This is a genomic window from Actinomadura rudentiformis, from assembly GCF_008923185.1.
In the GTDB taxonomy this organism is placed as follows: domain Bacteria; phylum Actinomycetota; class Actinomycetes; order Streptosporangiales; family Streptosporangiaceae; genus Spirillospora; species Spirillospora rudentiformis.
Genome location: NZ_WBMT01000023.1, coordinates 162566 through 187761, shown reverse-complemented (window position 1 = coordinate 187761; position 25196 = coordinate 162566). Strand labels below are relative to the sequence as shown.

20 protein-coding genes are annotated in these 25196 nt (G+C 70.8%); 9 read left to right on the top strand and 11 right to left on the bottom strand.

Annotated features, from left to right (window positions below; genetic code table 11):
• Positions 1 to 8: 8 nt before the first annotated feature.
• Complete coding sequence (locus F8566_RS39665; protein ID WP_151567645.1) at positions 9 to 1415, top strand: dihydrolipoyl dehydrogenase family protein; 1407 nt, start codon at positions 9 to 11, stop codon at positions 1413 to 1415.
• A 16-nt stretch (positions 1416 to 1431) separates the two neighbouring features.
• Here the strand turns inward: F8566_RS39665 and F8566_RS39660 are convergent, their stop codons facing one another.
• Together F8566_RS39660 and F8566_RS39655 are read right to left on the bottom strand one after the other, a co-directional pair.
• On the bottom strand, positions 1432 to 2022 hold the full coding sequence (locus F8566_RS39660) for a GNAT family N-acetyltransferase (RefSeq protein WP_151567643.1): 591 nt from the start codon (positions 2020 to 2022) through the stop codon (positions 1432 to 1434).
• Entirely contained in the window at positions 2006 to 3283 is a 1278-nt protein-coding gene (locus F8566_RS39655; RefSeq protein ID WP_225993931.1) for an APC family permease, read from the bottom strand. The genes F8566_RS39660 and F8566_RS39655 overlap by 17 nt, the downstream gene beginning before the upstream one ends.
• Before the next feature lie 109 nt (positions 3284 to 3392).
• On the opposite strand from F8566_RS39655, the gene F8566_RS39650 reads away from it, so the two are divergent.
• Complete coding sequence (locus tag F8566_RS39650; RefSeq protein ID WP_151567639.1) at positions 3393 to 3860, top strand: Lrp/AsnC family transcriptional regulator; 468 nt, start codon at positions 3393 to 3395, stop codon at positions 3858 to 3860.
• 70 nt (positions 3861 to 3930) lie between these two features.
• Here F8566_RS39650 and F8566_RS39645 read toward each other — a convergent pair whose 3' ends face one another.
• The 3 genes from F8566_RS39645 to F8566_RS39635 all read right to left on the bottom strand — a co-directional run bounded on the left by F8566_RS39645 (position 3931) and on the right by F8566_RS39635 (position 7326).
• Positions 3931 to 5001 carry a ThiF family adenylyltransferase gene (locus F8566_RS39645; protein WP_151567637.1) on the bottom strand — a complete coding sequence of 357 codons (1071 nt, stop codon included), beginning with the start codon at positions 4999 to 5001 and terminating at the stop codon, positions 3931 to 3933.
• A 160-nt stretch (positions 5002 to 5161) separates the two neighbouring features.
• Complete coding sequence (locus F8566_RS39640; RefSeq protein WP_151567635.1) at positions 5162 to 6367, bottom strand: hypothetical protein; 1206 nt, start codon at positions 6365 to 6367, stop codon at positions 5162 to 5164.
• Positions 6364 to 7326: a LysR family transcriptional regulator gene (locus tag F8566_RS39635; RefSeq protein WP_151567632.1), complete on the bottom strand. Its 963-nt coding sequence runs from the start codon at positions 7324 to 7326 to the stop codon at positions 6364 to 6366. Before F8566_RS39635 ends, F8566_RS39640 begins: the two co-directional genes overlap by 4 nt.
• A 101-nt stretch (positions 7327 to 7427) precedes the next feature.
• On the opposite strand from F8566_RS39635, the gene F8566_RS39630 reads away from it, so the two are divergent.
• Positions 7428 to 8801: an FAD-binding oxidoreductase gene (locus F8566_RS39630; protein ID WP_151567630.1), complete on the top strand. Its 1374-nt coding sequence runs from the start codon at positions 7428 to 7430 to the stop codon at positions 8799 to 8801.
• 6 nt (positions 8802 to 8807) lie between these two features.
• Here the strand turns inward: F8566_RS39630 and F8566_RS39625 are convergent, their stop codons facing one another.
• Positions 8808 to 9386, bottom strand: coding sequence for a TetR/AcrR family transcriptional regulator (locus F8566_RS39625; protein ID WP_151567628.1), 579 nt, complete (start codon positions 9384 to 9386; stop codon positions 8808 to 8810).
• A gap of 156 nt (positions 9387 to 9542) precedes the next feature.
• Between F8566_RS39625 and F8566_RS39620 the strand changes: the two genes are divergently transcribed.
• On the top strand, positions 9543 to 11135 hold the full coding sequence (locus F8566_RS39620; protein WP_151567626.1) for an MDR family MFS transporter: 1593 nt from the start codon (positions 9543 to 9545) through the stop codon (positions 11133 to 11135).
• A 103-nt stretch (positions 11136 to 11238) separates the two neighbouring features.
• Here the strand turns inward: F8566_RS39620 and F8566_RS39615 are convergent, their stop codons facing one another.
• From F8566_RS39615 to F8566_RS39605, 3 genes are read right to left on the bottom strand one after another with little or no spacing between them, the layout of a single operon-like run.
• Positions 11239 to 11838: a GTP-binding protein gene (locus tag F8566_RS39615; protein ID WP_151567624.1), complete on the bottom strand. Its 600-nt coding sequence runs from the start codon at positions 11836 to 11838 to the stop codon at positions 11239 to 11241.
• On the bottom strand, positions 11819 to 12205 hold the full coding sequence (locus tag F8566_RS39610; RefSeq protein ID WP_151567622.1) for a DUF742 domain-containing protein: 387 nt from the start codon (positions 12203 to 12205) through the stop codon (positions 11819 to 11821). The genes F8566_RS39615 and F8566_RS39610 overlap by 20 nt, the downstream gene beginning before the upstream one ends.
• Before the next feature lie 9 nt (positions 12206 to 12214).
• On the bottom strand, positions 12215 to 14710 hold the full coding sequence (locus tag F8566_RS39605; RefSeq protein WP_192810093.1) for a sensor histidine kinase: 2496 nt from the start codon (positions 14708 to 14710) through the stop codon (positions 12215 to 12217).
• Positions 14711 to 14964: 254 nt separating this feature from the next.
• On the opposite strand from F8566_RS39605, the gene F8566_RS39600 reads away from it, so the two are divergent.
• The 3 genes from F8566_RS39600 (at position 14965) to F8566_RS39590 (ending at position 17906) form a co-directional block, all read left to right on the top strand.
• Positions 14965 to 16158, top strand: coding sequence for an ABC transporter substrate-binding protein (locus F8566_RS39600; RefSeq protein WP_225993930.1), 1194 nt, complete (start codon positions 14965 to 14967; stop codon positions 16156 to 16158).
• Between the two features lie 106 nt (positions 16159 to 16264).
• Positions 16265 to 17314 (top strand): LLM class flavin-dependent oxidoreductase, encoded by a 1050-nt coding sequence (locus F8566_RS39595; protein ID WP_151567617.1) that lies wholly within the window; start codon positions 16265 to 16267, stop codon positions 17312 to 17314.
• Positions 17315 to 17462: 148 nt separating this feature from the next.
• A complete protein-coding gene (locus tag F8566_RS39590; RefSeq protein WP_151567615.1) occupies positions 17463 to 17906 on the top strand; it encodes a DoxX family protein in 444 nt (147 codons plus the stop codon).
• Between the two features lie 72 nt (positions 17907 to 17978).
• Here F8566_RS39590 and F8566_RS39585 read toward each other — a convergent pair whose 3' ends face one another.
• Positions 17979 to 19373 (bottom strand): MFS transporter, encoded by a 1395-nt coding sequence (locus F8566_RS39585; protein ID WP_225993929.1) that lies wholly within the window; start codon positions 19371 to 19373, stop codon positions 17979 to 17981.
• Between the two features lie 190 nt (positions 19374 to 19563).
• On the opposite strand from F8566_RS39585, the gene F8566_RS39580 reads away from it, so the two are divergent.
• Together F8566_RS39580 and F8566_RS39575 are read left to right on the top strand one after the other, a co-directional pair.
• Positions 19564 to 20553, top strand: a complete 990-nt coding sequence (locus F8566_RS39580; RefSeq protein ID WP_151567613.1) for a zinc-binding dehydrogenase — start codon at positions 19564 to 19566, stop codon at positions 20551 to 20553.
• A 48-nt stretch (positions 20554 to 20601) separates the two neighbouring features.
• Positions 20602 to 23346, top strand: coding sequence for a helix-turn-helix transcriptional regulator (locus tag F8566_RS39575; protein WP_151567611.1), 2745 nt, complete (start codon positions 20602 to 20604; stop codon positions 23344 to 23346).
• Positions 23347 to 23448: 102 nt separating this feature from the next.
• Here the strand turns inward: F8566_RS39575 and F8566_RS39570 are convergent, their stop codons facing one another.
• The gene (locus F8566_RS39570; RefSeq protein WP_151567609.1) at positions 23449 to 25194 is read right to left on the bottom strand and encodes a fatty acyl-AMP ligase; all 1746 of its coding nucleotides are present in this window, start codon (positions 25192 to 25194) and stop codon (positions 23449 to 23451) included.
• Positions 25195 to 25196 lie beyond the last annotated feature (2 nt).

Below are 25196 nucleotides of genomic sequence, written 5' to 3'. Positions count from 1 at the left end.
TTGGTCGCATGGCCGATCTAGAGATCGACGTTGTCGTCGTTGGTGCCGGTCCCGCTGGTGAGAACGTGGTCGACCGGGTGGTGCGCGCGGGGCTGACCTGCGCGGTGGTCGAGAAACACCTGGCCGGGGGCGAGTGCTCGTACTACGCGTGCATCCCGAGCAAGGCGCTGCTGAGGCCGATGGACCTGATCGGTGAGGTCTCGCGGGTCCCGGGGCTGGAGCTGGGCCCGGTGGACGCGTCCGCCGTGCTGGCCCGCCGGGACGAGGCGATCAGCAATCTGGACGACGGCGGACAGGTCGAATGGATCAACAAGCTGCCCGCGACGCTGCTGCGCGGGAACGGCCGTCTGACCGGCGAACGCGAAGTGACGGTGACCGGGGCCGACGGAACGGTCACGGTCGTACGCGCCCGGCACGCGGTGGTGTTGGCGACCGGCAGCGTGCCTGTCGTACCGCCGATCGAAGGGCTGGCCGAGGCCAAGCCGTGGTTCAGCCGGGACGCCACGACCGTGCGCAAGGTGCCGGGCCGCCTGGCGGTGCTGGGCGGCGGCGTGGTGGCCTGCGAGATGGCTCAGGCCTTGCACTCGCTCGGCGCGAACGAGACGACACTGATCGTCCGGGGCGGGCAGTTGCTGGGGCGTGTCGAGCCGTTCGCGGGAGAGCTGCTCGCCGAGGCGTTCAGCAAGAGCGGGATCAACGTGCGGCTCAACATCGAGGCTGAGCGCGTAGAGCGTGCTGCGGACGGCACGGTGACCGTTCACCTGTCGGACGGGTCGATCGTCGAGGCCGACGAGCTGCTGGTGGCCACCGGCCGCCGCCCCGCCACCAAGGACCTCGGGCTCGACGTGGTCGGCCTCGACGGCAAGGGACCCGTCGAGGTGGACGACAGCATGCGCGTCCCCGGCAGCGAGTGGCTGTACGCGGTCGGCGACATCAACGGCCGCAACCTGCTCACCCATATGGGTAAGTACCAGGCTCGCGTCTGCGGTGACGTCATCGCGGCCCGCGCCAAGGGCGAATCCGAGGACCGGTCCGCCTTGCGCGACACGGGCGACGGCTACGGCGCGCCGCAAGTGGTGTTCACCGACCCGCAGGTCTCGGCGGTCGGCCGCACCGAAACCGCCGCACGGGATGAGGGCTTCGACGTACGGGTGGTCGAGTACGACATGGCCAACGTCAGCGGCGCCTACCTCCTGGGCGACGGCTACAAGGGGCGGGCCAAGGCCGTCGTGGACGAACGCCGCAAGGTCCTGCTGGGTGTGACCTTCGCCGGGCCAGGCGTCGCCGAACTCGTGCACGCAGCCACGATCGCCGTCACCGCCGAGGTCCCGCTCGACAAGCTGTGGCACGCGGTCCCGTCGTTCCCCACCGTCAGCGAGATCTGGCTTCGCCTGCTGGAGGAGTACGGCCTCTGACCTGTTCGCTTGAGGGTCACTTGGCGGTGGTGCCGAGCTCGCGGCGCATCACGGGCCGGTCAGGCTTCGGGCGAGCGAGCTCGGTGAAACCCGCGGCGCGGAAGGCGGAGGCGATGCCGGTCATGGCGTTGTCCGCGCCCGCATGCTTGCCTTCCGGCGGGTCGACGGGATAGGCGTCGACGGCGCGGAGGCCGTGGCCGGCCGCGAAGTCGCAGGCTGCGTGGATCATGGGGATGTGCAGCCGGCTCTTGCGATGGGGCGCGGACACGTACAAGCAACTGATCACCCAGACGGCGGCGTCGTCGGCCGGGCGCATCACCGGAGATCGCTGCATTCGCGCGTACTCCGAGCGGTCGCCGACGGCGACCCAGCCGACGGGTTCATCGTCGAGGTAGCACACCAGTCCCGGTGGCGGATCGGCGAGGGCGCGTTGGCGCATCTGGGATCGGTTGCCGTCGCCTTGGCCCTTCTCCCACTCCGCGAAGGACAGTCGCCAGTGCATGCACCAGCAACCCCGCGCGCCTCCGTTCGCCCCCATGACCTGCTCGAAGTCAGTCCACGTGCGGCGGGTCAAGGCCGCCCAAGTGATGTCAGGAAGTCCTGCCATACGAAGACGTTACCCATGAGCCCAAGCCTGCAACGGCGAGGAGTGCGGGTAGTAGAAGGAACGTGCCGCACGAGACCACCACGACCGCTGTGAAGGTCACGGCGGCCAGGGCGATCGCACGGGCGCGGCCAGTGAGCAGCCTTACGGCGGCGGCCATGGCGAGCAAGGTGACCGCCGCCAGGCAGGCTGCGGTGGCCCTCATCAGCGCGTCCAGGTCAAGCCCGCTCCCGACGACCGGCACCGCCAGGATCCCGGTCACAACGGCCATCAGCGCCAGACTCCGGCGCGGCACCTGGCCGGGCTCGGCGCCCCTGGAGAACCATCCTGGCAGCGCCCGGTCCCGGGCCAGCGCGGCGCCGAGCCGGGCGCCGCTGGCGATATAGGTGTTGATGGCGATGAAGCTCAGCGCGAGCGCCACGACGGCGGTGATCGGACGGGCCACTTCACCGAAGCCCTCTTCGAGGAGCAGCGCCAGTGGGACCGCCGAGGTGGCGGCTCGGTCGCCGAGGACACCGGTCACGGTCAGGACCAGGCCGAGGTAGAGCACACCGACGATGAGCAATGTGAGGGCGGTTGCGCGTGGCAGGAGCCGCCCCTCCTTGAAGTCCGCCGAGAGGTGGCTCACCGCCTCCCACCCGGCGAACGCGAAGAACAGCACCCCGGCGGCGTGGACGACACCCATCCAGCCGTGCGGCGCGAAGGGCGAGAAGTTGGCCGGGTCCGTACGCGGCCCGGCGACGAGGATCGCCGTCACCAGCAGGGCCGCCAGCCCGACGACCAACACGAGTTGCAACCGCCCCGACATCCGCAGGCCCGCGTGGTTGGCGGCGAACGCGACGAGCAGCAGGCCGCACGCGACCGCCACCGCCGTCGCACGGCCACCACCGATCGAGGCGGCCACGTACTCACCGCCGATCAGTCCCCCGGCCAGCGTGCCGACGGGCACCGCGGCGAAGAACCACCATCCGGCCATGGCTCCCGCACGTGCCCCGAACGCCCGTGCCACGAAGGTCGCCGCCCCGCCGCCATCGGGGAAGCGCGTGCCCAGCACCGCGAACGTCGCCGCCACCGGCACGCTGAGCGCCAGCAACGCCGCCCAGGCCAGCACCGACGCCGGTCCGGCGGCCGCCGCCGCGAGGTGAGGCAGCGCAAGCACACCCGGCCCCAGCACGGAGCCCACCAGGAGGGCCGTGCCCTCCCCCAGGCCGATCCCGGTCTTGGGCTGCGCCCTCCGCGGGCTCGACGTCGTCGTGACCGCCACGGCCACCTCCTCGCATACGCTCAGCACGATGCGGAGAAGGTAGCCATTTGAGCGGTGAAGGCGGCCTCCATATGAACGTTTGACCAGAAGTAGCGGGCATAATCCGGTCATGGACGAACTTGATACGGAGATCGTGCGGCTTCTCCAAACGGATGCTCGGCAGTCCAACCGGGAACTGGCCAGGCGGCTCGGAATCGCGCCGTCCACCTGCCTGGAACGGGTCCGGTCACTCACTCGGCGCGGCGTGATCCGCGGCTACCACGCCGACATCGACCTCGCCGCGCTCAACCGCGGCGTGCAGGCCCTGGTCTCGATCCAGGTACGGCCGCTCAACCGTTCGGTCATCAACACGTTCAAGGAGTTCGCCTCGGGCCTGCCGGAGGTGATCAGTGTCTTCGTCGTGGCGGGCGGCGACGACTTCCTGCTGCACGTGGGGGTGCAGGATCTCGACCATCTGCACTCGTTCCTGCTCGACCGGCTCAGCAAGCGCAAGGAGATCGCCGGTTTCCGCACCTCGGTGATCTTCCAGCAGGTCCGCAACCCCGCGCTCAGCCGCCTGGACGACCCGTCCGGCTGATCCACACCGCGTGATCCACACCGCGTGATCCAGCCCGCGTGATCCAGCCCGCGTGATCCATGCCGGCTGGTCAGGAGCACACCGGGCAGCCCGGGTCCCGCTCGATCGGCTGCCACTCGGGAACGAGTCCGGTGTGCAGATCGAGCACGACGTACGCCCCGGCTGCGCGCGGCGGTTCGAAATCCGTTAGGTAGCGCAGCGCCTCGTATGCCACGAGCGAGCCGAACTGCATGGTCAGCGGCCCGATGAGCGCGTTGGTGAACGGCCGTTCCCGGACGAGCCGCTGGGCCACGCCGGCGGTCGTCCGTTCTCCGGGCAGCGCCCGTTCGTGGCATCGCAGGCACGCGCTCTTGCCCGGGTCGACCGAGCAGTAGATCAGCTGGGTGCGCATCATGCCGCCGGTCACGAGCGGGATCCCGGCGCGTACCGCCGTCTCGTTCAGCCAGAGGTGCGAACCCCGCTCCCCGTCCAGGCCGCCGGTCATCACGTCGATCCCCGCGGTCAGGTCGCGGAGGTCCTCGACGCCCGCGATCCAGCGGTCGACCGTGCGCACCTCGATGTCCGGGTCGTACTCGCGCACCCACTCGGCGGCCCGCTCCACCTTCGACCGGCCGAGATCCGCGTGCCGGTAGAGGAACTGCCGGTTGAAGTTGCGCGACTGGACGACGTCGTGGTCCACCAGGGTCATCGCCCCGACGCCGAGCCCCGCCAGGCACGGCACGATCTGGGAGCCCCCGCCGCCGACGCCCAGGACCAGGACGTGCGACTGCCGGAGCCGCCGTATGTAGTCCGCACGCGATCGTTCGAGGTCGGCGAACGAGCCGAAGAACGACAGGTTGGACGAGTGGCGTTCGTCGAGCGCCGGGTCGCCCAGCGTGGCCTGGCCGGCGTCCTCCAGCAGACCGAGGGAGGCCAGCCCGTCGAGACCTTCCTGGACGTCCTGCTCGCTCAGCGTGATCCCGCGTTCTGCGAGGGCTGCCGCAAGCTCGCGGGCGGTACGCGGCGCGCGGCGTAGTTCGGTCAGCAGCGCGGCGATGTGGCCGTCGGGATCCGCGAGCGTGACGGACTCCCGGGGATCGGCCACGAGCACCAGCTCGTCGCCGAGCGCCTCCCACACACATTCCTTCAGCGCGACGGGCACACGGCCTCCCATGACAACGGGGACGGCCCCGGCGAGAGATTCGCCGCGCCGTCCCCGAGGGGCGGTGGGCTACTGGTTGGAAGCGCCGCTGGTGGCCTTGATCGGCTCTACCTTCTTGACCTCGATCTTCATGGGGGGCTCCTCTCGAGGTGGGCTACGCCTACGAAGAACGATCATGCCTCACGGCGCGCCGAAGATCCATCCCCCGGATCGTCAACGCCAGCACGACGAGCCAGGGCCCGAAGAAGAACGCGGCGCACATGAGCGTGTACCAGAACGTCCCGTCCAGCGGCGGCGCGCTGACGCCGTCCGCCGTCCACTCCACGACCGGCGGCACCGTAGGAAGCACGAAGGCGAGCGCCCAGGCGGCGACGGCGGCGATCCCCGCCAGCCACAACCACCGGAACCACAACCCCACTTGGACGTCCCGAGGATCGGCCGCGTCCAGCTCCTCGATCTCCGTCGCGCTGAGCCGCCCGAAGGCCCGCCGCAGCAGCAAGGTCTTCACCCGCCACAGGTTGCGGCATCTGGCCGCCGTGATGAACACCGCGTACAGATCGGTGCGCAGGAAGAGCATGCACTGCCACAGCAGCTGCGACACGAGGACGAACGACCACGCGGCGGCAAGCGAGCCGACGACCGGGGGAAGATCTGAGCCCGCCACGAGACGCACGGTCAGCAGGCACGTGAGCACGACGGAGTCGAAGGCCATCCCGGCCAGCAGCGGACCGAACCGCCGCCTGCGCGGTACGGTCCACAGCTGCGAGAGATCGGTCTCGAAGACCATGAACACCATGCGCCGGTCCACGCCGAACCGGGCCGGCACGCCCACCGCACGCGCCGCCAGCCAGTGCCAGATCTCGTGCGCGGCCATCACGACGAGAGTGAACGGATACAGGAAGAGGATGCTCCGGCCGATGTCGTCGAAGACGAACGCGTCCTCGGCGGGATGCGGGCGCAACGAGGGGACGCCGAAGAGCAGACCTACGTTGAGCAGTGCACACGCCGCGTAGACCACCCAGGCAGTTCGGCCGAACAACACACGCACTACGCCCGACGCAAGCCGATCCCGCCGCGCCGCCAGCGAGGCCGTTTCGGCCGCCGGGGCAGCCGCCTCCCCGTCCTCCACAAAGCCGAGCTCCCGCAGCGTGGCCACGAAGTCGTCCATGTCGACCGGTTCCCCTGCGAAGGCCGTCGCCTCCCGGCCTGCCTCCTCCGGCGTCGCCCCGCGCTGGAGAGCGGCGATCACGACCCCGCCGACCTTGGGCATCGCCACGAACGTGCCCGTCTCCGGGTCTCCGACAAGGACGTCCTCGCCCTCGTCCACCAGGCTGAGCGGCCGCAGCCGCACCGGCTCGCCGGTCATCCCTGAGCCGAGCCCGAGCCTCCGGCTGGAGGCGCGGCCGGGGGTGAGGCCGAGGCGGGGGCTGCGGTCGGGGCTGCGGCCGGCATGCGCTCGCGGGCCAGGTCGATGAGCGCCCGGGCCGCAGGGCCGGTCGGCCCGCCGGCTCGCCAAGCAAGCGCGATCCGCCCGGACATCCGCGGCCGGGTGATCTCGATCGTGTGCAGCTCGTCCTGGTAGGGCAGCGTGGCGGACTCCGGTAGCACGGCCACGCCGAGGCCGCGCGCGGCCAGCTGCGCCAGCGTCAGCGGGTCACCGATCTCGAACGAGACATCGGGCGTGAAGCCGGCGGCGGCGCAGGCATCGTCGATGATCGTGCGCACCCCGGTGCCCTTCGGCAGGCAGATGAGCTTGCGGCCGCGGAGCGCGTTCAACGGGATCGTGTCCCGTCGGGCCAGCGGGTCGCCGGGCGCGACGGCTGCGACCACGGCCTGGTCGAGGATGACCTGTGTCTCCAGGCCCTCGGGCGGCACCGCGCCCATGCTGATGAAGCCCAGGTCGAGCTGGCCGGCACGGAGCGCGTCGATCATGTCCGCGGCGCGGGCCTCGGACAGGGTGATCTCCACCTGCGGGTGGTCCCGGTGGAAGCCGGCCAGCAGGCCGGGCAGATCCAGGATCTTCATCCATTCGACCACCCCGACGGTGACGTGCCCGCGTACCAGCCCGGTCAGTTCGTCCACCACGAGCCGCGCTCCGGCGACCGCGGAGAGGGCGGCCCGCGCGTACGGCAGCACGGCGCTGCCCGCCTCGGTCAGCCGCACGGTGCGGCCGGAGCGGTCCAGCAGCGGCAGCCCGAGCTCGCGTTCGAGCTGGCGAATCTGCGCGCTCACGCCGGGCTGGGCGACGTGCAGCCGCGCGGCGGCACGGGTGAAGCTCGCCTCTTCGGTCACGGCCACGAAGTATTCGAGCTGCCGAAGTTCCATAACCAGAGATGCTAACAGCAAGAAGATCTATCTCTTGGACTTCTGAATAACCGGACGGCAGGGTAGATATCGCAAGGCAACATCATCAAGGGGGAAGCACCATGAACGGCATCGAGGCACTGGCCGAACGGGTGGACGGCGCGGTGATCCGGCCCGGCGACGGCGCCTACGACAGCGAGCGCGTCGGGTACCAGCTCGCCGGGCCGCACCGGCCCGACCTGATCGTCGCGGCCGTTTCCGCCGCCGACGTCCAGGCGGCGGTCGAGTTCGCCGCGGCGAACGCGCTGCCGGTCGCGGTACAGGCCACCGGACACGGGGTGCCCGCCGACGCAAATGAAGGCGTGCTCATCAGCACCCGCCGGATGAACGGGCTGAGCATCGACGCCGAGTCTCGTACGGCCTGGGTGGAGGCAGGTGTGCGCTGGCGCGAGGTCGTCCAGGAGGCGGCGTCGCATGGCCTTGCCCCGCTGAACGGCTCGTACCCCGGCGTCGGCGCGGTCTCGTACACCCTCGGCGGCGGCATCGGACTGCTCGCCCGCCGCTACGGCAACGCTGTGGACCGCGTGCGCCGTATCGAGGTCGTCACCGCCGACGCCACTCTGCGCACGGTCAGCCCGGAAGCCGATCCCGACCTGTTCTGGGCGCTGCGCGGCGGGCGCGGCAACTTCGGTGTCGTGACGGGGATGGAGATCGAACTCGTACCGGTCAGCACGATCTACGGTGGCGGCCTCTACTTCGACACCGGCCTCGCGGCGGAGGCACTGCGGACGTTCCAGGAGTGGTCGGCCGACGTCCCCGACGAGATGACGTCCTCGATCGCGCTGATGCCGTTCCCCGACATTCCGCAGATCCCGGAGGTCTTCCGCGGCCGCCACATCGCGCACATCCGGATCGCCTACGCCGGGGATCCCGCTGATGGTGAACGCCTCGTCGCGCCGCTGCGCGCCCTCGGGCCGCGCCTCATCGACACGGTCGAGACGATGCCGTACGCGAAGAGCGCCACAATCCACGATGAGCCGGACCAGCCGATGGCCTACCGCTCGACCCACGTCCTCCTGGACGAGCTGAGCGCGGACGCGGTCCAGGCCGTGCTCGACCTCGCCGGGCCGGGCGCCTCCGAACGGGCCATCGTCGAAGTGCGCCATCTCGGCGGCGCGCTCTCCGTACCGCCCGCGATCCCGAGTGCGGTGGGCAACCGCGGCGCGCAGTACCTCGTGGGGGTCCTGAGCAAGCTTGAGCCCACGGAGACGCCGGACGCCTCCGAGCCCGTCCACAGCGCCTTCTTGGGCGTGATGAAGCCATGGGCGACGGGCGGCCGGCACCTCAACTTCCTCTTCGGTGACAACGCGACCGAGGACGAAGTCCGCGCCGCGTACGAGCCGGAGGACTTCCAGCGGCTCGCCGAGCTGAAGGCACTCCATGACCCGGCCGACATGTTCCGGCTCACTCACCACATCCGTCCGGCGGAGCGCTAAGGAGCGCTAACCGGTCTCGCGCGCGTGCGCGGCCGTGAGCATCTCGTCGGCGACCTGGAGGAGGGCGGCCCGCTTCTCCTCCATCGTCCCCTCCATGTCGGTCAGCGCGAACCCGCCGAAGTAGACGGTGAAGAGGGCGCTCACCGAGCGGATGCACCCGACCATGTCCGCCTCGGGATCGGCCATCAGGCCTCCCAATGACTTCATGCGTTCCTTGAAGTCCTCGCCCGGACGCATGTCGCGCAGGGCCGCCTGGTTCTCCTGCAGGAAGCGGAAGAGCGACGCGCCGTCGGCGAGCACCTCGTTGAGACGGCGGAGCAGCTCGCGCCGTGTCTCCAGGGTCGGCGGCTCCCCCTCGGCCCACGCGATCAGCTCGTCGAACGACGTGCCGAGCCGGTCGAGGAGGCTGAGGACGATGTCCTCCTTGGTCTTGAAGTGGTAGTAGAGCGCGGCCTTGGTGACGTCGAGGCGCTCTGCGATCTCGCGCAGCGAGGTCTTCTCGTACCCGTGCTCGAGGAACAGCTCCAGGGCCGTGTCCTGGATGCGCTGGCTCGTGTCCTTGCGGCGGGTCTGGGTCTTGGCCACGGTGCACTCCCTCTCGTGGCCCTTGCCGTGGGGCCTAGGTCCAAGGTCCGACCCTAACTTACTTGACGCCCGGCTAGTTAGCGCCGTACGGTCTCCTCGTTAACTAGCCGGGCGGCAAGTAAGTTCGCTCGGCTCCTCTCCCAGGAGCTGATGACCATGGCTGGAACTCCGACCGCCACCGAACCGCCGCCCGCCACCGAACCGCCGGTCAGCAAGGCCAGGAACCAGTACGTCGTGCTGGGCGCCGTGTTGATCGCGATGATGCTGGCCTCCCTCGACAACCTCATCCTGGGCACGGCGATGCCGACCATCGTCGGGGACCTCGGCGGGATGGCCCACCTGTCCTGGGTGGTCACGGCCTACACCCTGGCCACCGCCGTCTCGACCCCGGTCTGGGGAAAGCTCGGCGACATGTACGGCCGCAAGGGCGTCTTCCTGACCTCGATCGTCATCTTCCTCATCGGCTCGATGCTCGCGGGCGTGTCGCAGGACATGACCCAGCTGATCGCGTTCCGCGCCGTGCAGGGGCTCGGCGGCGGCGGGCTGATGGTCGGTGCGTTCGCGCTGATCGCGAGCCTCTTCCCGCCGAACGAGCAGGGCAAGTACCAGGGCATGATCTCGGGGGTCATGGGACTGACCATGATCGGCGGCCCACTGATCGGCGGTTTCATCACCGACAATCTGAGCTGGCGCTGGTGCTTCTATGTGAACCTGCCGCTGGGCGCACTCGCCCTCGTCATGGTGACGACCGTTTTGCACCTGCCCAAACAGCCCTTGTCCGATCAACGCCGTGAGGCACGGATCGACTACCTGGGCGTGGCGCTGCTCGGCACCGCGATCGCGTCGCTGGTGCTGGCCGCCACCTGGGGCGGCAACGAGTACGCGTGGGACTCGGCCACCATCATCGGGCTCGGCGTGCTGGCCGTGGTATCCGGCGCCGCGTTCCTGTTCGCCGAACGCCGCGCCGCCGAGCCGGTGTTGCCGCTCGGGCTGTTCCGCAACCGCAACTTCACCCTGGTCACGCTGGTCGGCTTCCTGCTCGGCGTGATGATGTTCGGGGCGATGACCTTCCTGCCCCTCTTCCAGCAGGCGGTGCAGGGCGCCTCGGCCACCAATGCCGGGATCCTGATGATGCCGGTCTTCCTGTCGATGGTGCTGATCAACGCCTTCGCCGGCCCCTTCATCACCCGGACCGGCCGGTACAAGCCGATCATCATCGTGGGCAGCGTGCTGGTCACGGTCGGGGTCCTGCTGCTCGCCCAGATGGACACCGGCACGAGCCGTCCCATGTCGATGGTCTTCATGGCCTTCCTCGGCGCCGGGATGGGCTGCCTGATGCAGACCACGATGATCGTCACGATGCAGAGCGTCGAGCTGAAGGACATCGGCGTCGCCTCGTCCACCGCCACCCTCTCCCGCACGATCGGCGGCTCGATCGGGGTGGCCGTCGCGGGCGCGCTCTTCACCGGCCGGGTCCAGGACGTGATGGCGGGCCACGGCTACGCCGGTTCGAGCGAGAACGCGCAACTCGACTCGGCCGCGCTCGCGAAGCTGCCCGACGCCATGCGCGATGTCTACGAGCAGGCGGTCGCGGCCGGCACCCACCAGGTGTTCCTGATGGCGACGGCCCTCGGTGTCCTGGCCTTCGCCGCGACGTGGTTCATCAAGCAGGTCCCGCTCAAGGGCCCCGCCGAACGGGCCGCCGAGCTGCGACCGGCCGACCGCGAGCCGGCCCCCGAGCTCGTTTGACCGGCATGGAGCCGATCTGACCGGCATCGTTCGACCGGCATGGCCCTTGACGGCCCGCGTACGCCCGCCCGGCTGTACGCGGGCCGTCCCATGGCCCCGGCGATCAGCCGGAGGTCGCCTCGGCGGCCGCGCGCTTGGCGGTCTGGCGGCCGATGACGTGGCGGACGAGCGTGGTGAGGACTTCCTTGCCCGACTCCCGTTGCCGCACGTCGCAGAGGATGACCGGAATGTCCTCGCTCAGGTCCAGCGCGGCGGCGATCTCGTCACCGGAGTAGTCGTAGCCGTCGTCGAAGCAGTTCACGCCGATGATGAACGGCAGTCCCCGGCGCTCGAAGTAGTCGACCGCGGGGAAGCACTCCGCCAGCCGGCGCGTGTCCGCCAGCACGACCGCGCCGAGCGCACCCTCGGCCAGCTCGTCCCACATGAACCAGAACCGGTCCTGGCCCGGCGTGCCGAACAAGTAGAGGATGAGCCGTTCGCTGAGCGTGATGCGGCCGAAGTCCATGGCGACCGTCGTCGTGGTCTTGCGTTCCACGCCGGAGGTGTCGTCGACGCCGACGCTCTGCTCGGTGAGCAGTTCCTCGGTCTGCAGCGGCCGGATCTCGCTGACGCTGCCGACCAGCGTCGTCTTCCCGACCCCGAAGCCGCCCGCCACCAGGATCTTCACCGGGTACGGGACCGTTTCAGAGGGCTTCGAGTCCATGCAGCACTTCCCTGAGCAGTTGTTCGCTGACGGTCCCGTCGTTGACGGCCGTCTCTTCGCGCCGGGGGCGCAGCACTCCGATGAGGTTCTGGTCGAGCAGGTCGCCGAGCAGCACGCGCACGACCACCAGCGGGAGCTGCAACTGCCCGGAGATCTCCGCGACGGGCAGCGGCCGGGCGCACAGTTCCAGGATGGCCAGATGCTCGGGACCGATCCCCACCTGGCCGTACGCGGGGTGGCCCCGGGTCTCGATGACGGCCATCATGTCGAAGCTCTCGCGGGTGACCGGGCGCGCCCGCCCGCGCGTCAGCGCGTACGAACGCACGAGGGGACCGGCCTCCTCGTCGAACCACTCGTTCCCGGTCATATCACCTGATCACGACTCCCCGCCGCCCTCCACCGGCTCGGCGCGCCCGCGCCTGGTACCCGCCTGGATGGACGACATCATCGAGCGGAGTTCTTCGGGCGAGCGTTCGGTCCTGGGCTCGACCGGCGCCGGGAGGACCAGCTCGCCCGTGCTCGTGGTGTCCCTGCGCAGCTGCGGTGCCAGGTTGGCCTGGCGAACGCGCTGCGGCAGGGCCGGCCGGGCCCCGGCGGAGTCTCCCGGGGCCTTCCGGCGGGCCGGCAGCTCGGGCCGTTCCCCGGGCGCCGACGGCGGTGGCATGACCGACTCGGGCGGAACCACCGGAACGGACGCGAGCTCGTCGAACACAGGCGGCGGCACCGAGGTGACCGGTGGCCCGGAGGGCGGCGGCGCCTGGGGCAGCAAGAACGGCTGGCCAGGCTGGCCGGGCTGGGGCGGCTCGGGCTCCTCGCCCAACGGCAGCCGCAAAATCGAACCACCCGTGCCGGTGTCGATCTCGGGGAGCGGACCGGTGCCGATCTCGGCACCCGGGCCGGGACCGATCCCGGGAAGCGGGCCGGTCTCCTGCCTGAAGTCGTGCAGCGCGCCGACCGGGATGCGCGCGTCCTCGGCGCGGCGGGTGAGGGCGGCCGGACCCGAATCGAGCTCGTGCTCCTCGCCCGGCGCGACGATGTCCAGCGGCAGCAGGACGATCGCCGTCGTGCCGCCGTACGGGGAGGCGCGCAACGAGACCTTGACGTTGTGCCGCCGCGCGAGACGGCCGACCACGAACAGGCCGAGCTGCGCGGTGTCGGACAGGTCGAACTCGCCGGGCGACGCCAGCCGCTCGTTGGCGGCGGCCAGCGCCTCGGGCGTCATGCCGAGGCCGCGGTCGTCGATCTCGATGATGAAGCCGCGCGCCGCCTGCTGGCCGGAGACCTGGACGGTCGTGTGCGGCGGCGAGAAGATCGCGGCGTTCTCGATGAGCTCGGCGAGCAGATGCACGATGTCGGCGACGGCGATGCCCGCCACGGCCGCGCGCGACATCGGCGCCACGTTCACCCGCGTGTAGTCCTCGACCTCGGAGGCGGCGGCGCGCGCGACGTCCATGACCGCCACCGGGTTGCGCCAGGCGCGGCCGGGCGCCTGGCCGGAGAGGATGATCAGACCTTCCGCGTGGCGGCGCATGCGGGCGGCCAGGTGGTCGACGCGGAAGAGGTCCTCCAGGTCCTCCGGCTCGGTGATCCGCCGTTCCATCGAGTCGAGCAGGCCGAGCTGGCGGTGCAGGAGGGCCTGGCTGCGGCGGGCCAGGTTGACGAAGACGTCGTTGATGCTGCGGCGCAGGGCGGCCTCCTCGACCGCTCCCTGGATGGCGGTGCGCCGCGCGGCGTTGAACGCCTGGCCGACCTGGTCGATCTCGGCGGTGGCGAACGCCAGCGGCGGCGCCTCCGCGGCGACGTCGACCTCCTCGCCGCGCCGGAGCCGCCGGATCACCCGGGGCAGCCGGACGTCGGCGAGGTCGAGCGCCTCCCGGCGCAGGCCGGACAGGTCGCGGATGACCGACCGGGCGACCCAGATCGCCAGCACGATCGAGACGATGACCGCGACCAGGCCGAGTGCGCCGGCGACGACGAGGCGCAGCATGATGCGGTCCGAGATCGGCTCGGCGCGGCGTTCGGCGGCCTCCGCCAGGGCGAGCTCCAAGCCGCGCAGCCGGGTGAGGTTGGAGTCGGCCGTGGTCTTCCACACCACGTCCGCACCCGTTTCGGGCTTGTAGTCGCTCTGCCCGGCGAACCGGTCCTCCATCTGGCGGAGCCGGGTGTACTCCGGCGTTCCGGTGATCCGCGCGAGGTAGGCCCGGTCGGCGTCCGTCAGTTCCGGACCGGCGAGGTTGTAGAGGGTGCGCTGGGCACCGACCATCCGGCTGAACTCGGCGCGCTCCAACGGTGTCACGCGGCCCGCCGCGAGCGCGCCGGCCAGCAGCGCGTCCTCCTGGGCGAGCATCTCCCGCGCACGGACGAGCGCGACCTGGTTGCGCGCGTCCCGCGCCACGTCGGCGTTGCTGAGGGTGGACAGCGAGCCCTGCAGCGTTCCCAGGTCGGTGATCAGGGTGGTGTAGTTGCTGAACGACTGCGCCCGCGTCATCCGCTTGCGCTCGACCGCCGCCCGCGTGGCCGAGAGCCCGTCCAGCTGCTGGACGATCCGGCTGGCCAGCCGCTTGGCCTGGGGGGAGGCCGCGTCCTGGGCGCCCTGGTCCGCGGCCAGCCGGCGGAACAGGTCCGCCTGGCGGTCGGTCACCAGCCGGCCGGACTCCATCGCCGCCTGGTCGCCAGCCGTGCCGCTGCCGAGGAAGACCGCGGACAGACGGCGTTCACCCTGCAGAGCGCTGGCGAGCGCGCCGGACGGATAACCGAAATGGTCCTGGACAGTGTCCACCTTCCGCAGGTTCAACCCGTCGCCCAGGGTGAGGCTCGCCGCGAACGCCCACAGCGCGCTCAGCGACACCAGCGACACCAGCACCAGTGCCACGACCTTGAAACGGACAGACCGGAACCGACCCGGTCCTGACCGGCTACGCCGGTGACCTGCTCCCGAACCCACTCGGCGGCCCCTTGTTCGCACAGCGGAAGGCTTTCAGTTGGTGACGGATAGCGACGAACCCCGGAGAGGCTACTACTGGAAGCGATCTATTTGCGCCCAATGTCGATAATTTTGGGGATCAACACGAGATAACCCGAATCAAACCACACGAACACCCTCCGTACCTCTACACTCTCTCGATCGTGATCAACGTCAGATCGGTACGCCCCGTTCTCGCCACCGCACTGACCACCGTATTGACGGTCGCGATGGCCGCTGCCTGCAGCGGCGACGACCCGAAGGGGGAGGCGGCCCCACCCGCGATTCCGGTCCAGCAGGAAATCGGCCCGGGTGAGGGCAGGCTGAACCTCGTCGTGTGGGCGGGCTACGCCGAGAACGGCTCGAACGACAAGTCCGCCGACTGGGTCACCCCGTTCCAGAGGGCCACCGGCTGCGCGGTCAACGCGAAGATCGCCGACACGTCGGACTCGATGGTCGCCCTCATGAAGACCGGCCGCTACGACGGCGTCTCGGCGTCCGGCGACGCGAGCCTGCGGCTCATCTACGGCGGTGACGTCGCACCGGTCAACACGGGTCTGCTCTCGAACTACGGCGACATCGCGAGCTACCTCAAGAACCAGCCGTACAACTCGGTGCGGGGCCAGATGTACGGGGCGCCGCACGGCTACGGCGCCAACCTGCTGATGTACCGGACCGACAAGTTCGCGCAGCCACCCACGTCGTGGAGCGTCGTCTGGGACGAACGGTCGCCCGCGTCCGGCCACATCGCCGCGTACGACTCGCCCATCTACATCGCCGACGCCGCGCTCTACCTCAAGACGCACCGGCCCAGCCTCGGCATCAAGGACGTCTACGCGCTGGACCAGAAGCAGTTCGACGCGGCCGTGGACCTGCTCAAGAAGCAGCGGCCCAACATCAACCAGTACTGGCACAACTACCTCGACGAGGTCCAGTCGTTCAAGAGCGGCGACAACCACGCGGGCACCTCGTGGCAGGTGATCGCCAACCTGGCCAAGGACCAGAAGGTGCCGGTGGCCACCACGATCCCCACCGAGGGCGCGACCGGCTGGTCGGACACCTGGATGATCTCGTCGAAGGCCCAGCACCCGAACTGCATGTACCGGTGGATGAACTGGGTGACCTCGGCCCGTGTGCAGGCACAGGTCGCCCAGTGGTTCGGTGAGGCCCCCGCCAACCCGAAGGCGTGCCGGTTCACCGCGCGGGGCTTCTGCGAGAACTTCCAGGTCGGCGACGCCGCGTTCTACCGCCGCATCGCGTTCTGGAAGACGCCGGTGGCCGACTGCGGCGACGACCGCGGCGCCTCCTGCGTCGACTACGACGGCTGGGCCCGCGCCTGGACCCAGATCAAGGGCTGACCCAGATCAAGGGCTGACCGGGAGGAGACCGCCAGAAGGACATCCGAGCTGCCCAGCTTCCCCCCGCTTCCCCGCGCAAACCGCAAGGGCACGACTTAGGAGACCCATGAAGTTCAGCTACGCAATGCTCCCGGACTACCCGCTCACGGAGTCGCTCGCCTCCATCAAGCTCGCCGACGAGCTCGGCTTCTACGCCTGCTACGCCGCCGACGAGCCGTGGCACAAGGACCTGTGGCTGCTGTTCGCGGCCGCCGCCGCGCAGACCTCCCAGATCCGCCTCGGCCCGAGCGTGTCCGCGGTGACGCTCCGGGAGCCGACGCTCATCGCGCAGGCCGCCGCGACCCTGGACGAGCTCACCAACGGCCGCGCCGAGGTCGTGCTGGGCAGCGGCAACTTCGGGGTGCTCGCCCAATACAAGATCGACTGGACGAAGACCAAGCCGCTCACCCGGGTGAAGGAGGCCGTCGCGGTCGTCCGCACGCTGCTCGACGAGGGCACCATCACGCGGGACGGCGAGTTCTACTCCTACGACGGCCTGTTCACGTTCGCGCGCCCCGTACAGGAGCACCTGCCGGTCAAGATCGGCGCGATGCGCGGGCCCAAGTCGTTCGAGGCGGCCGGCGAGCTGTCCGACGGTGTGCACCACGCGCTGTCCTACTCCCGCGAGGCCTACGACTACGCGGTGAAGCACTTCCGCATCGGCGCCGAGCGCGCGGGCAAGGACCCGCAGTCGCTGGACATCGGCGCGTGGGTCGTCTGCGCGACCGGCCCCGACTCGGCCGCCGCCAAGGAGGCCGCCCGCAGCATGGTGGGCCTCTACGCCTCGGCGATGCCTGCCGAGCAGCTGGAGCGCAACGGCGTGAGCCCGAAGGACGTCGAGCCGATCATCGAGGCGATCGGCGGCGGCGACCTGGCCAAGGCCATCGAGCTGACCAGCCCGGACATCACCGAGAAACTCTCGCTCGCGGGCACACCGGCCGAGGTCACCGCCAAGATCAAGAGGGAGATCGAGCCCTCCGGCGTCAACCACATGATCCTGGCCATCACCGACAGCTCCCTGGTGAAGTCCCTCACCGGCCGCGAGGTCGCCGGCGTCGCCGACGTGGACACCCAGCTCCGCCTGATCCACGACGAGATCATGCCGTCGTTCGCCTGATTCTCCAGAGTCACCCGATCAAAGGGCACTCGCGCGGCGCGCAGAATTTCCTTTTGCGCGAGCGATGAGATGCGGGTGGCGGCCCGGTCTACCCCTTCGAGACAACGAAAGCCCCTGAAGCACCACTTGTCCCGAAGGGAAAGAGACCATGGCCGCCACCCACGCTCCCAACGCCGCCCAGGCCCCTGTCACCACGAATGCCACTCACGACCACCCGGTCCGCCGCCGTGTGCTCTGGGCCTTCCAGATCCTGCTCGGCCTTTTCCTGATCGTCGCCTCGGCCTCGCCGAAGTTCGTCGGCCAGAAGGACGCGGTCGAGACCTTCGCCAAGATCGGCTGGGGCGAGTGGTTCATGTACGTCACCGGGGTCGTGGAGCTGGCCGGCGGCATCGGCCTGCTGATCCCCCGGCTGGCGGGCGCCGCCGCCACCGGCCTGGTCGGCCTGATGATCGGCGCGGTGATCGCTCAGTGCACCGCCCTGGACGCCCCCGGGCTCGCCTTGCTCCCGGCCGCGTTCGGCGTCATCTTCGCGATCGTCGCCTGGGACCGCCGCGCAGAGGTCCGGGCGCTGGCAGGGTCCCTCAAGCGCTGATCCGAATATCGCGCGAAACGAGCTGATTGGTCACCTGCCAATCAGCTCGTCACCGTTTGGAACACCAGAGACTCACGACCGCACCGGGCGTGCCGCCAAGGCCGCCAGGAGCCCCGCACCCTGGAGGGCGGCGATGAGCACGACCCCCGAGTTGAAGCCCGCGGCACCCGACCCCCCGAGCGTGTAGGCGAGAGCGGCCAGCGACGGGCCGACGGTGAACGCCAGCGTCCGGGCGGTCATGCTGACGCCGCTTCCGGCGCCGACCATGTCCGCCGGGGTCGCGGCCAGGATCGCGGTGTTGTTGGGGATGTTGAAGAAGCTCTGCCCGAGCCCGATCAGCGCCAACCGCCAGGCCAGGTCGACCACGCCGGCGTCCGGCCCCAGCGTCAGCATCGCGAGCGTGCCGCCCAGGCTCAGCGCCCCGCCGGCGGCCGCGACCAGCCGGATCGGGAACCGGTCGGCCAGATTGCCCGCGAACGGCGATCCGGCCGCGAAGCTGCCGACGAAGAACATCAGGGCCAGCCCCATCATCGCAGGACTGCCGTCCACCACGTCGGCCACGTAAAAGGGCAGCAGGAACAGCGTCAACCCGATGTAGGACGCCATCAGGAGCAGCGCCAGCAGCGGCAGTCCGAACGCGGGCCGGCGCGCCAGACTCAGGATCGGGTGGGAACTGCGCAACCTGGTCCACCAGACACCCAGGGCGAGCGCGCCCACGGCGAGCAGCCCCGCGAGGACGAACGCGTCGCCCTCCACCCGGTCGAAGGCCAGCAGGAGCGCGGCGACTGCGCCGCCCAGGATCAGGGTGTCGCCGTACAACGTCCGGTCAGGCCGCGGCACACCGCCCGTACCGCGCGGGAGCATCCGGTATCCGAGCCACACCACGATCGCCAGCACGGGCAACTTCAGCAGGAAGACCGGCCGCCAGCCCAGACCGTCCGCGACGAACCCGCCGATCGACGTGCCGGCCATGGCGCCCAAGGGCATGACGGTCGCCACGTAGCCGAGCGCGCGACCGCGCCGTTCCGGTGGCACGGCGGCCGCCACGATCGGCATGTAGACGGCGGCGACCAAGGCACCCATGACCCCCTGCAAGAGCCGGGCGAGGAGCAGCAACCAGAAGACAGGGGCCGCGGCGGCCAGGACGCTGGACACGGCGACGCCGATCACCGCGAACAGGAAGACGGTCCGGGCGTCGGCCTGGTCGACCCACCGTCCCACGGGGATGGCGAGCGCCGCAGTGGGCAACGCGTACGCCAGGATCACCCACTTGGTCGCACCGGACCCGACGTCCAACTCGGCGCCGATGGCCGGCAGGGTCACCGAGGCCAGGCTCATCTCGAGGGTGACCATCAGCATGGCGAGGGCAGCGACCATGACGGGCGCCCAGCGCATCGGCGGGTCGGCTGTCGGCGATTCGTCAGCCGATTCGTCAGGTGATTCATCAAGGGCCAGTTCGTTCTTCATGGCGGTGACGCTAGGAACGATCCGCCCCCGATCGCCTCTGTCGGATGACTGGGTTCGCCCAAGACGCCGCCCGACCTGCGCGATCCCAGTCGCATGACTGAGGCGAGGTGGAAGGGGCCGCTTCTAGCGTCGTGGTCAGCAGGAACGTTGAGAACCATCCGCCAGAACCACCCGCAAGGAGCTGATCACTATGTACGCCATCCGACTGCACGAGTTCGGCCCGCCCGAGAATCTGCGCTACGAGGAGGTGGAGGACCCCATGGCGGCTCCGGGCCAGGTTCGCATCGCGGTGCGGGCCGCCGGGGTGCACCTGCTGGACACCGCCGTGCAGGCCGGGGACGCCGAAGGTCTGCCCTTCCCGCTGCCCGACCTCCCGGTCACTCCCGGCCGGGAGGTCGCCGGAGTCGTCGACCAGGTCGGCGAAGGGGTCGACGAGAGCTGGCTGGGCCGCCGGGTGGTCACCCACCTGGGCCTGGTGAACGCGGGCTATGCCGAGCTGGCGGTACGTGAGGTGGACGCGCTGTTCCCGGTGCCGGACGGCCTGGACTTCGGCGCCGCGGTCGCGATGGTCGGTACGGGCCGCACGGCATTGGCCATCCACCACATCGGCGCCGTCACGCCGGACGATGTGGTGCTCGTGACCGCGGCGGCGGGCGGGATCGGACTCCTGCTCGTCCAGGCGGCACGGCAGGCCGGGGCCACCGTCGTCGGTGTCGCGGGTGGGGAGGCGAAGGTCGAGCGGGTGCGCGCGGCCGGCGCCGACGTCGCCGTCGACTACAGCACGCCCGGTTGGTCCAAGGAGGTCCGGGACGCACTGGGCGGACGCGATGTGACGGTCGTCTTCGACGGGGTGGGCGGCGGCCCCGGGCGCGAGGCGTTCGACCTGCTGGGCTACGGCGGCCGGGTGCTGCTGTTCGGCTGGTCCGCCGGGTCGATGACCGAGCTGACCACCAAGGACCTGTTCGACAAGATGCTCCAGGTCACCGTCGCGCTCGGCACGCGCCTGGTGAACGTGCCGGGCGGGCTCCGCGCCATGCAGGAGAAGGCGCTCGCCGAGGCCGCGGCGGGACGGCTCGTCCCGGCCGTGCAGTCCTACCCGCTCGCCGAGGCCGCCCGGGCGCACACCGATCTCCTCGCTCGCGCCACGGTCGGGAAGGTGGTCCTCGTGCCTGGGACCTAGGACCACCGCCCGATTCGGATGGCCGGGGGGTGAAATACGCTCTCGACCATGCTGTACGGCAGAGCAGGCGAAACGGGCCAGATCGACCGGCTGCTGTCCCAGGCGCACGACGGCCGGAGCGCCGCCGTGGTCGTGCGGGGCGAGGCGGGGATCGGCAAGTCGGCGCTCCTGGACTACGCGGCCGGGGCCGCCGGCACCGGGATGCGGGTGCTGCGGGTGATCGGGGTCGAGGCGGAGAGCGATCTTCCGTTCGCCGGCCTGAGCCTGCTGCTCAGCCGTGTCGCCGACCGGATCGGCAGGCTGCCCGGCCGGCAGGCGCACGCGCTGCGCGGGGCGCTGGGGCTGGAGGACTCCCCCGCCGCGGACCGGTTCCTGACGGGCCTGGCACTGCTGACGTTCCTCGGCGATCTCGCCGAGGAACGTCCGCTGCTGGTGCTCGTGGACGACGCCCATTGGCTCGACCAGGCCTCGGCGGACGCGTTGCTGTTCGCGGCACGGCGGCTCGGCGCCGAGGGTGTGGTCCTGCTCTTCGCCGCCCGGGACGTGCACGCTCCGCCGTTCCCGGCACCGGGGATCGCCGAGCTCCGGCTCGCCGGGCTGGACGGCGCTGCCGCCGCCGAGCTGCTCGCCGAGCATGCCGGTGACCTGCCGCGTTACGCGCGCGAGCAGATCATGGAAGAGGCCCGGGGCAACCCGCTGGCGTTTCGCGAGCTCCCCGCCGCGCAGCGCGAGGGTCAGATCGCCGAATACCTCGGCGCGATGCCGGACCACGCCCGGATCCAGCGGACCTTCGCGGACCGGATCGCCGTTCTGCCCGAGCCCACCCGGATGGCACTGCTGGTCGCGGCGGCCGAAGGCACCGGCGATCTCACCGCGGTCGTGGCTGCGGCCGGGCGGCTCGGCGCCGGGGTTGACGACCTCGAACCGGCCGAACGCAAGGATCTCGTCCGGCTGGTGGACGGGCGCCTCGCGTTCCGGCACCCGCTGATCCGGGCCGCCGCGTACCAGAGTGCCCCGATCGGCCGCCGGCTCGCGGCCCACCGCGCCCTCGCCGACGCGCTGCCGTGCGTGGGCAACATCGACCGCCGGGCCTGGCATCTCGCCGCCGCCACCAGCAAGCCCGACGAGTACGTGGCGTCCGTTCTGGAGCAGACGGCCGAGTTCGCGCGAGCCCGGGGCGGTTACGCCGCCGTCGCAGCCGCCTACGACCGTGCGGCCCAGCTGAGCACCGAGACGCCGCATCGGGTGCGCCGCCTGGCCCTGGCCGCCCGCGCTGCCGCCGACGCCGGGCAGGTGCGCCGCGCCGCCGAGTTCGCGACCCAGGCGGGACCGCATGTCACCGAGCCGCTGATGAAGGCGGAACTGGCGCAGGTACGCGCGTTCGACACGTACGTACGCAGGCTGCCCAAGACGGCGCACACGCTCCTGGTCGACGCCGCGCTCGGCGTCATCGAGGCGGCTCCGGCCAAGGCCGCGTTCATGCTCTTCGACGCGATGGGCGTGATCTGGGCGACCGGCGACGCCGCCGCGACCCGGGAGACGGCCGCGCGCATCGGCGGACTGCGGCTCTCGCGGCATCCAGAGGCCGGCCCGTTCATCGACGCGGCGCTCGCCATGTCCCATCTGGTGGCGGGCGATCCAGCGGCCGGGATGCCGGCGCTGCGCACGCTGATGGAGGATGGCAACGAGCTGCTCGGCGGGCTTGCCCTGCTCGAACGCGCGTGCGCCGAGGAGTGGGCCGTCCTCACCGGTGACCTGGCGGTCGCCGACGACCTCAGCACCGCGCTGGTGGCGGAGTGCCGTGAGCAGGGCGCCATCGGCGTGCTGCCGGAGAGTCTCCGCGACCTGGCCAGGATCCAGCTCTTCCAAGGACGGCACCATGACGCCCGGGCCACCGCCACCGAGACCCTGCGGATGGCGGAGGACACGGACCAGATCCACTACGCCGACGATGCCCGCGGGATCCTCGCCCATCTCGCCGCCACCGAGGGAGACGAGGACACCACACGCCGTCTGGCTGCCGAGGTGCGGGAACGCGGGAACAGCGCGTCGGAGGTCTGGACCGCAAGCGCCCTCGCGCTGCTCGACCTGGGACTCGGCCGGCATGAGGACGCGCTGCGCCGCCGTGAGGAACTCGGCGCCGATGTCGCCCTGCACAGCATCGCCGGGCTCTACACCCTGCCTGATCACGTGGAGGCCGCAGCACGTCTCGGCCGGCCAGAACGGGCTGCCGCCGCGCTGGACCGGTTCGAGGCGTGGGCGAAGGCAGCCGGAGTCGCCTGGGCGGAGGCCGTCTCCCTCCGCTGCCGAGCCTTGCTGGCACCCGACGAGGAGGCCGGCCGGTTGTACGCGCGGGCGGTGGAGATCCACCACGGATGCGGCCGTCCCTTCGAGCGCGCCCGCACCGAACTGCTGTACGGGGAGTGGCTACGCCGGTCGGGCCACCGGAGCGGCGCGCGCCGCCCGCTGCGTACCGCCTTGGAGATCTTCGAGCGGCTCGGCGCCGCGCCCTGGGCCGAGCGGGCCCGCGGCGAGCTGCGCGCCACCGGCGAGACCCGTCCGGCACGGGACAGTCAGGACGCTGCCGATCTGCTCGGCAGGCTGACGCCGCAGGAGTTGCAGGTCGTGCGGCTCGCCGCCACCGGCATGACGAACCGGGACATCGGCGCGCAGCTCTTCCTCAGCCCGCGCACGGTCGGCTACCACCTCTACAACGCCTATCCGAAGCTGGGCGTCTCCTCGCGCGGCGAGCTCGCCAGCCTCGCGACCGAGCCCGAACCGCAGCCCGCCTGAACGCAGCCCGGCTGAACGCAGCCCGCCTGAACCCGCGGGGTTGAGCCCCGCCGCCGCCGGGCGTGGGCACCGACGGCGGCGGGAAACGAGAGCGCCCGTCCGTCAGTCCGTTGGAACGACCGTCACCCGCAGGGTGCCGTCGAGGTAGGCCTGGCGGCAGGCGGCACGGGCGATCTTGGCGCTGGTGGTCCGGGGCAGCGTGCCCGGCTCGATCACCACGAAGTCGTGCACCCGCAGGTCGTGCCCCTTCTTGACGGCGGCACGGACGCTCCGTTCCATCGCCTCGGTGTCGAGCCGCCGGATCGGCACCCGCCGGTTGCGCTCGGCCACGATGACCAAGCCCTCGGTCTCCCCCGCGTCCACCGCGAAGGCCGCGACGTACTCCTGCCGGATCGCCTCGTCGGCGGTGTAGGTCGTGTACTCGATGTCCTGCGGGTAGTGGTTGCGGCCGTCGACGATGATCAGGTCCTTGATCCGGCCGGTGACGTACAGCTCGCCCTCGTGCATGACCCCGAGGTCGCCGGTGCGCAGCCAGGGTCCGTCCGGCACGCCCTCGACGGGCTCGGCGAGCCGCGCGCCGAACGTCTCGGCGGTGGCTTCCGGCCGTCCCCAGTACCCGGCGGCCACGTTCGGGCCGTGGATCCAGATCTCGCCGACCAGCCCGTCGCGGTTGCGGACGCGGGTCCGCGGGTCGACGATCAGCACCTCCTGGGCGTACGGCGTGCCGCATCCGACGTGCGTGGCGGCCCGCTCGGAGCCGGCGGGGACCGGCACCGCCTCGCCGGCCGACAGCTTCTCCCGGTCGAACGTCGTCATCGTCGGCAGCTCGTACCGCGAGGACGACGCCACGTACACCGTCGCCTCGGCCAGCCCGTACGCGGGCACCTGGACCTCCGGCCGCAGCCCGCACTCGCGGAACGCCTCCAGGAAGCCCTCCAGCGTGCCGGGGCGGATCGGCTCCGCGCCGTTCATGAAGACTCGCACGCCGCTGAGGTCGAGCTTTGCCTTCTCGCCCGGCGTGACCTGCGCTGTGAGGTACTCGTAGGCGAAGTTCGGAGAGCAGGTGAAGCCGTCCTCCATCTGGCTGAGCAGCTCCAGCCACCGGGCGGGCCGCATGATGAACGCGACCGGGTCCATGAGGTGGATGGGGCTCGCGTGCGCCAGCGGCAGCCCGACCGCTGTCACCAGTCCCATGTCGTGAAAGAGCGGCAGCCAGGTGGCGGCGGACGACACGCGTGGGACGCCGTCGAAGGCGCCCCAGCACTGCTCGGCGTTCACCGCCAGATTGCCGTGGGTGACGATCACACCGGCGGGTGTCCGGGTGGAGCCCGAGGTGTACTGCAGGTACGCGACGTCGTCCGGGTCGATCGGCTCCGGCGTCCACTCCAGGCCGTCCTCGACCTCGTCGACCATGATGAAATCGCGGGGCCGGAGCCCGGGATGCTGGTCGAAGAACGCGGCGACGTGCGGCAGGGCCTCGCCCGTCGTCAGCACACCGGTCGGCCCCGAGTCACGGGCGACCGCCAGCAGCCGTTCGGCGTGGCCGGGCAGGTCGGGTGAGAACAGCGGCACCCCGATGACCCGCGCGTACATCGCGCCCAGCAGGCCGACCACGTAGTCGAGGTTCTGCGGGGCGAGGATCGCCACCCGCTCGCCCGGCTCGATCGTCCGGCGGATCGTCGCGGCCACCGACCGGGCCTTGCGGTCGAGCTCCCCCCACGTCATCTCGGTGCTCACGCCCTCAACGTCCACGGCGTAGTCGACGAACGTATAGGCGCGGTCGTCCGGGTACTTCTCGGCCCAGCGGCCGAGCCGTTCGATCAGGGGAGTGCGGTCGAGGTCCTGCACGC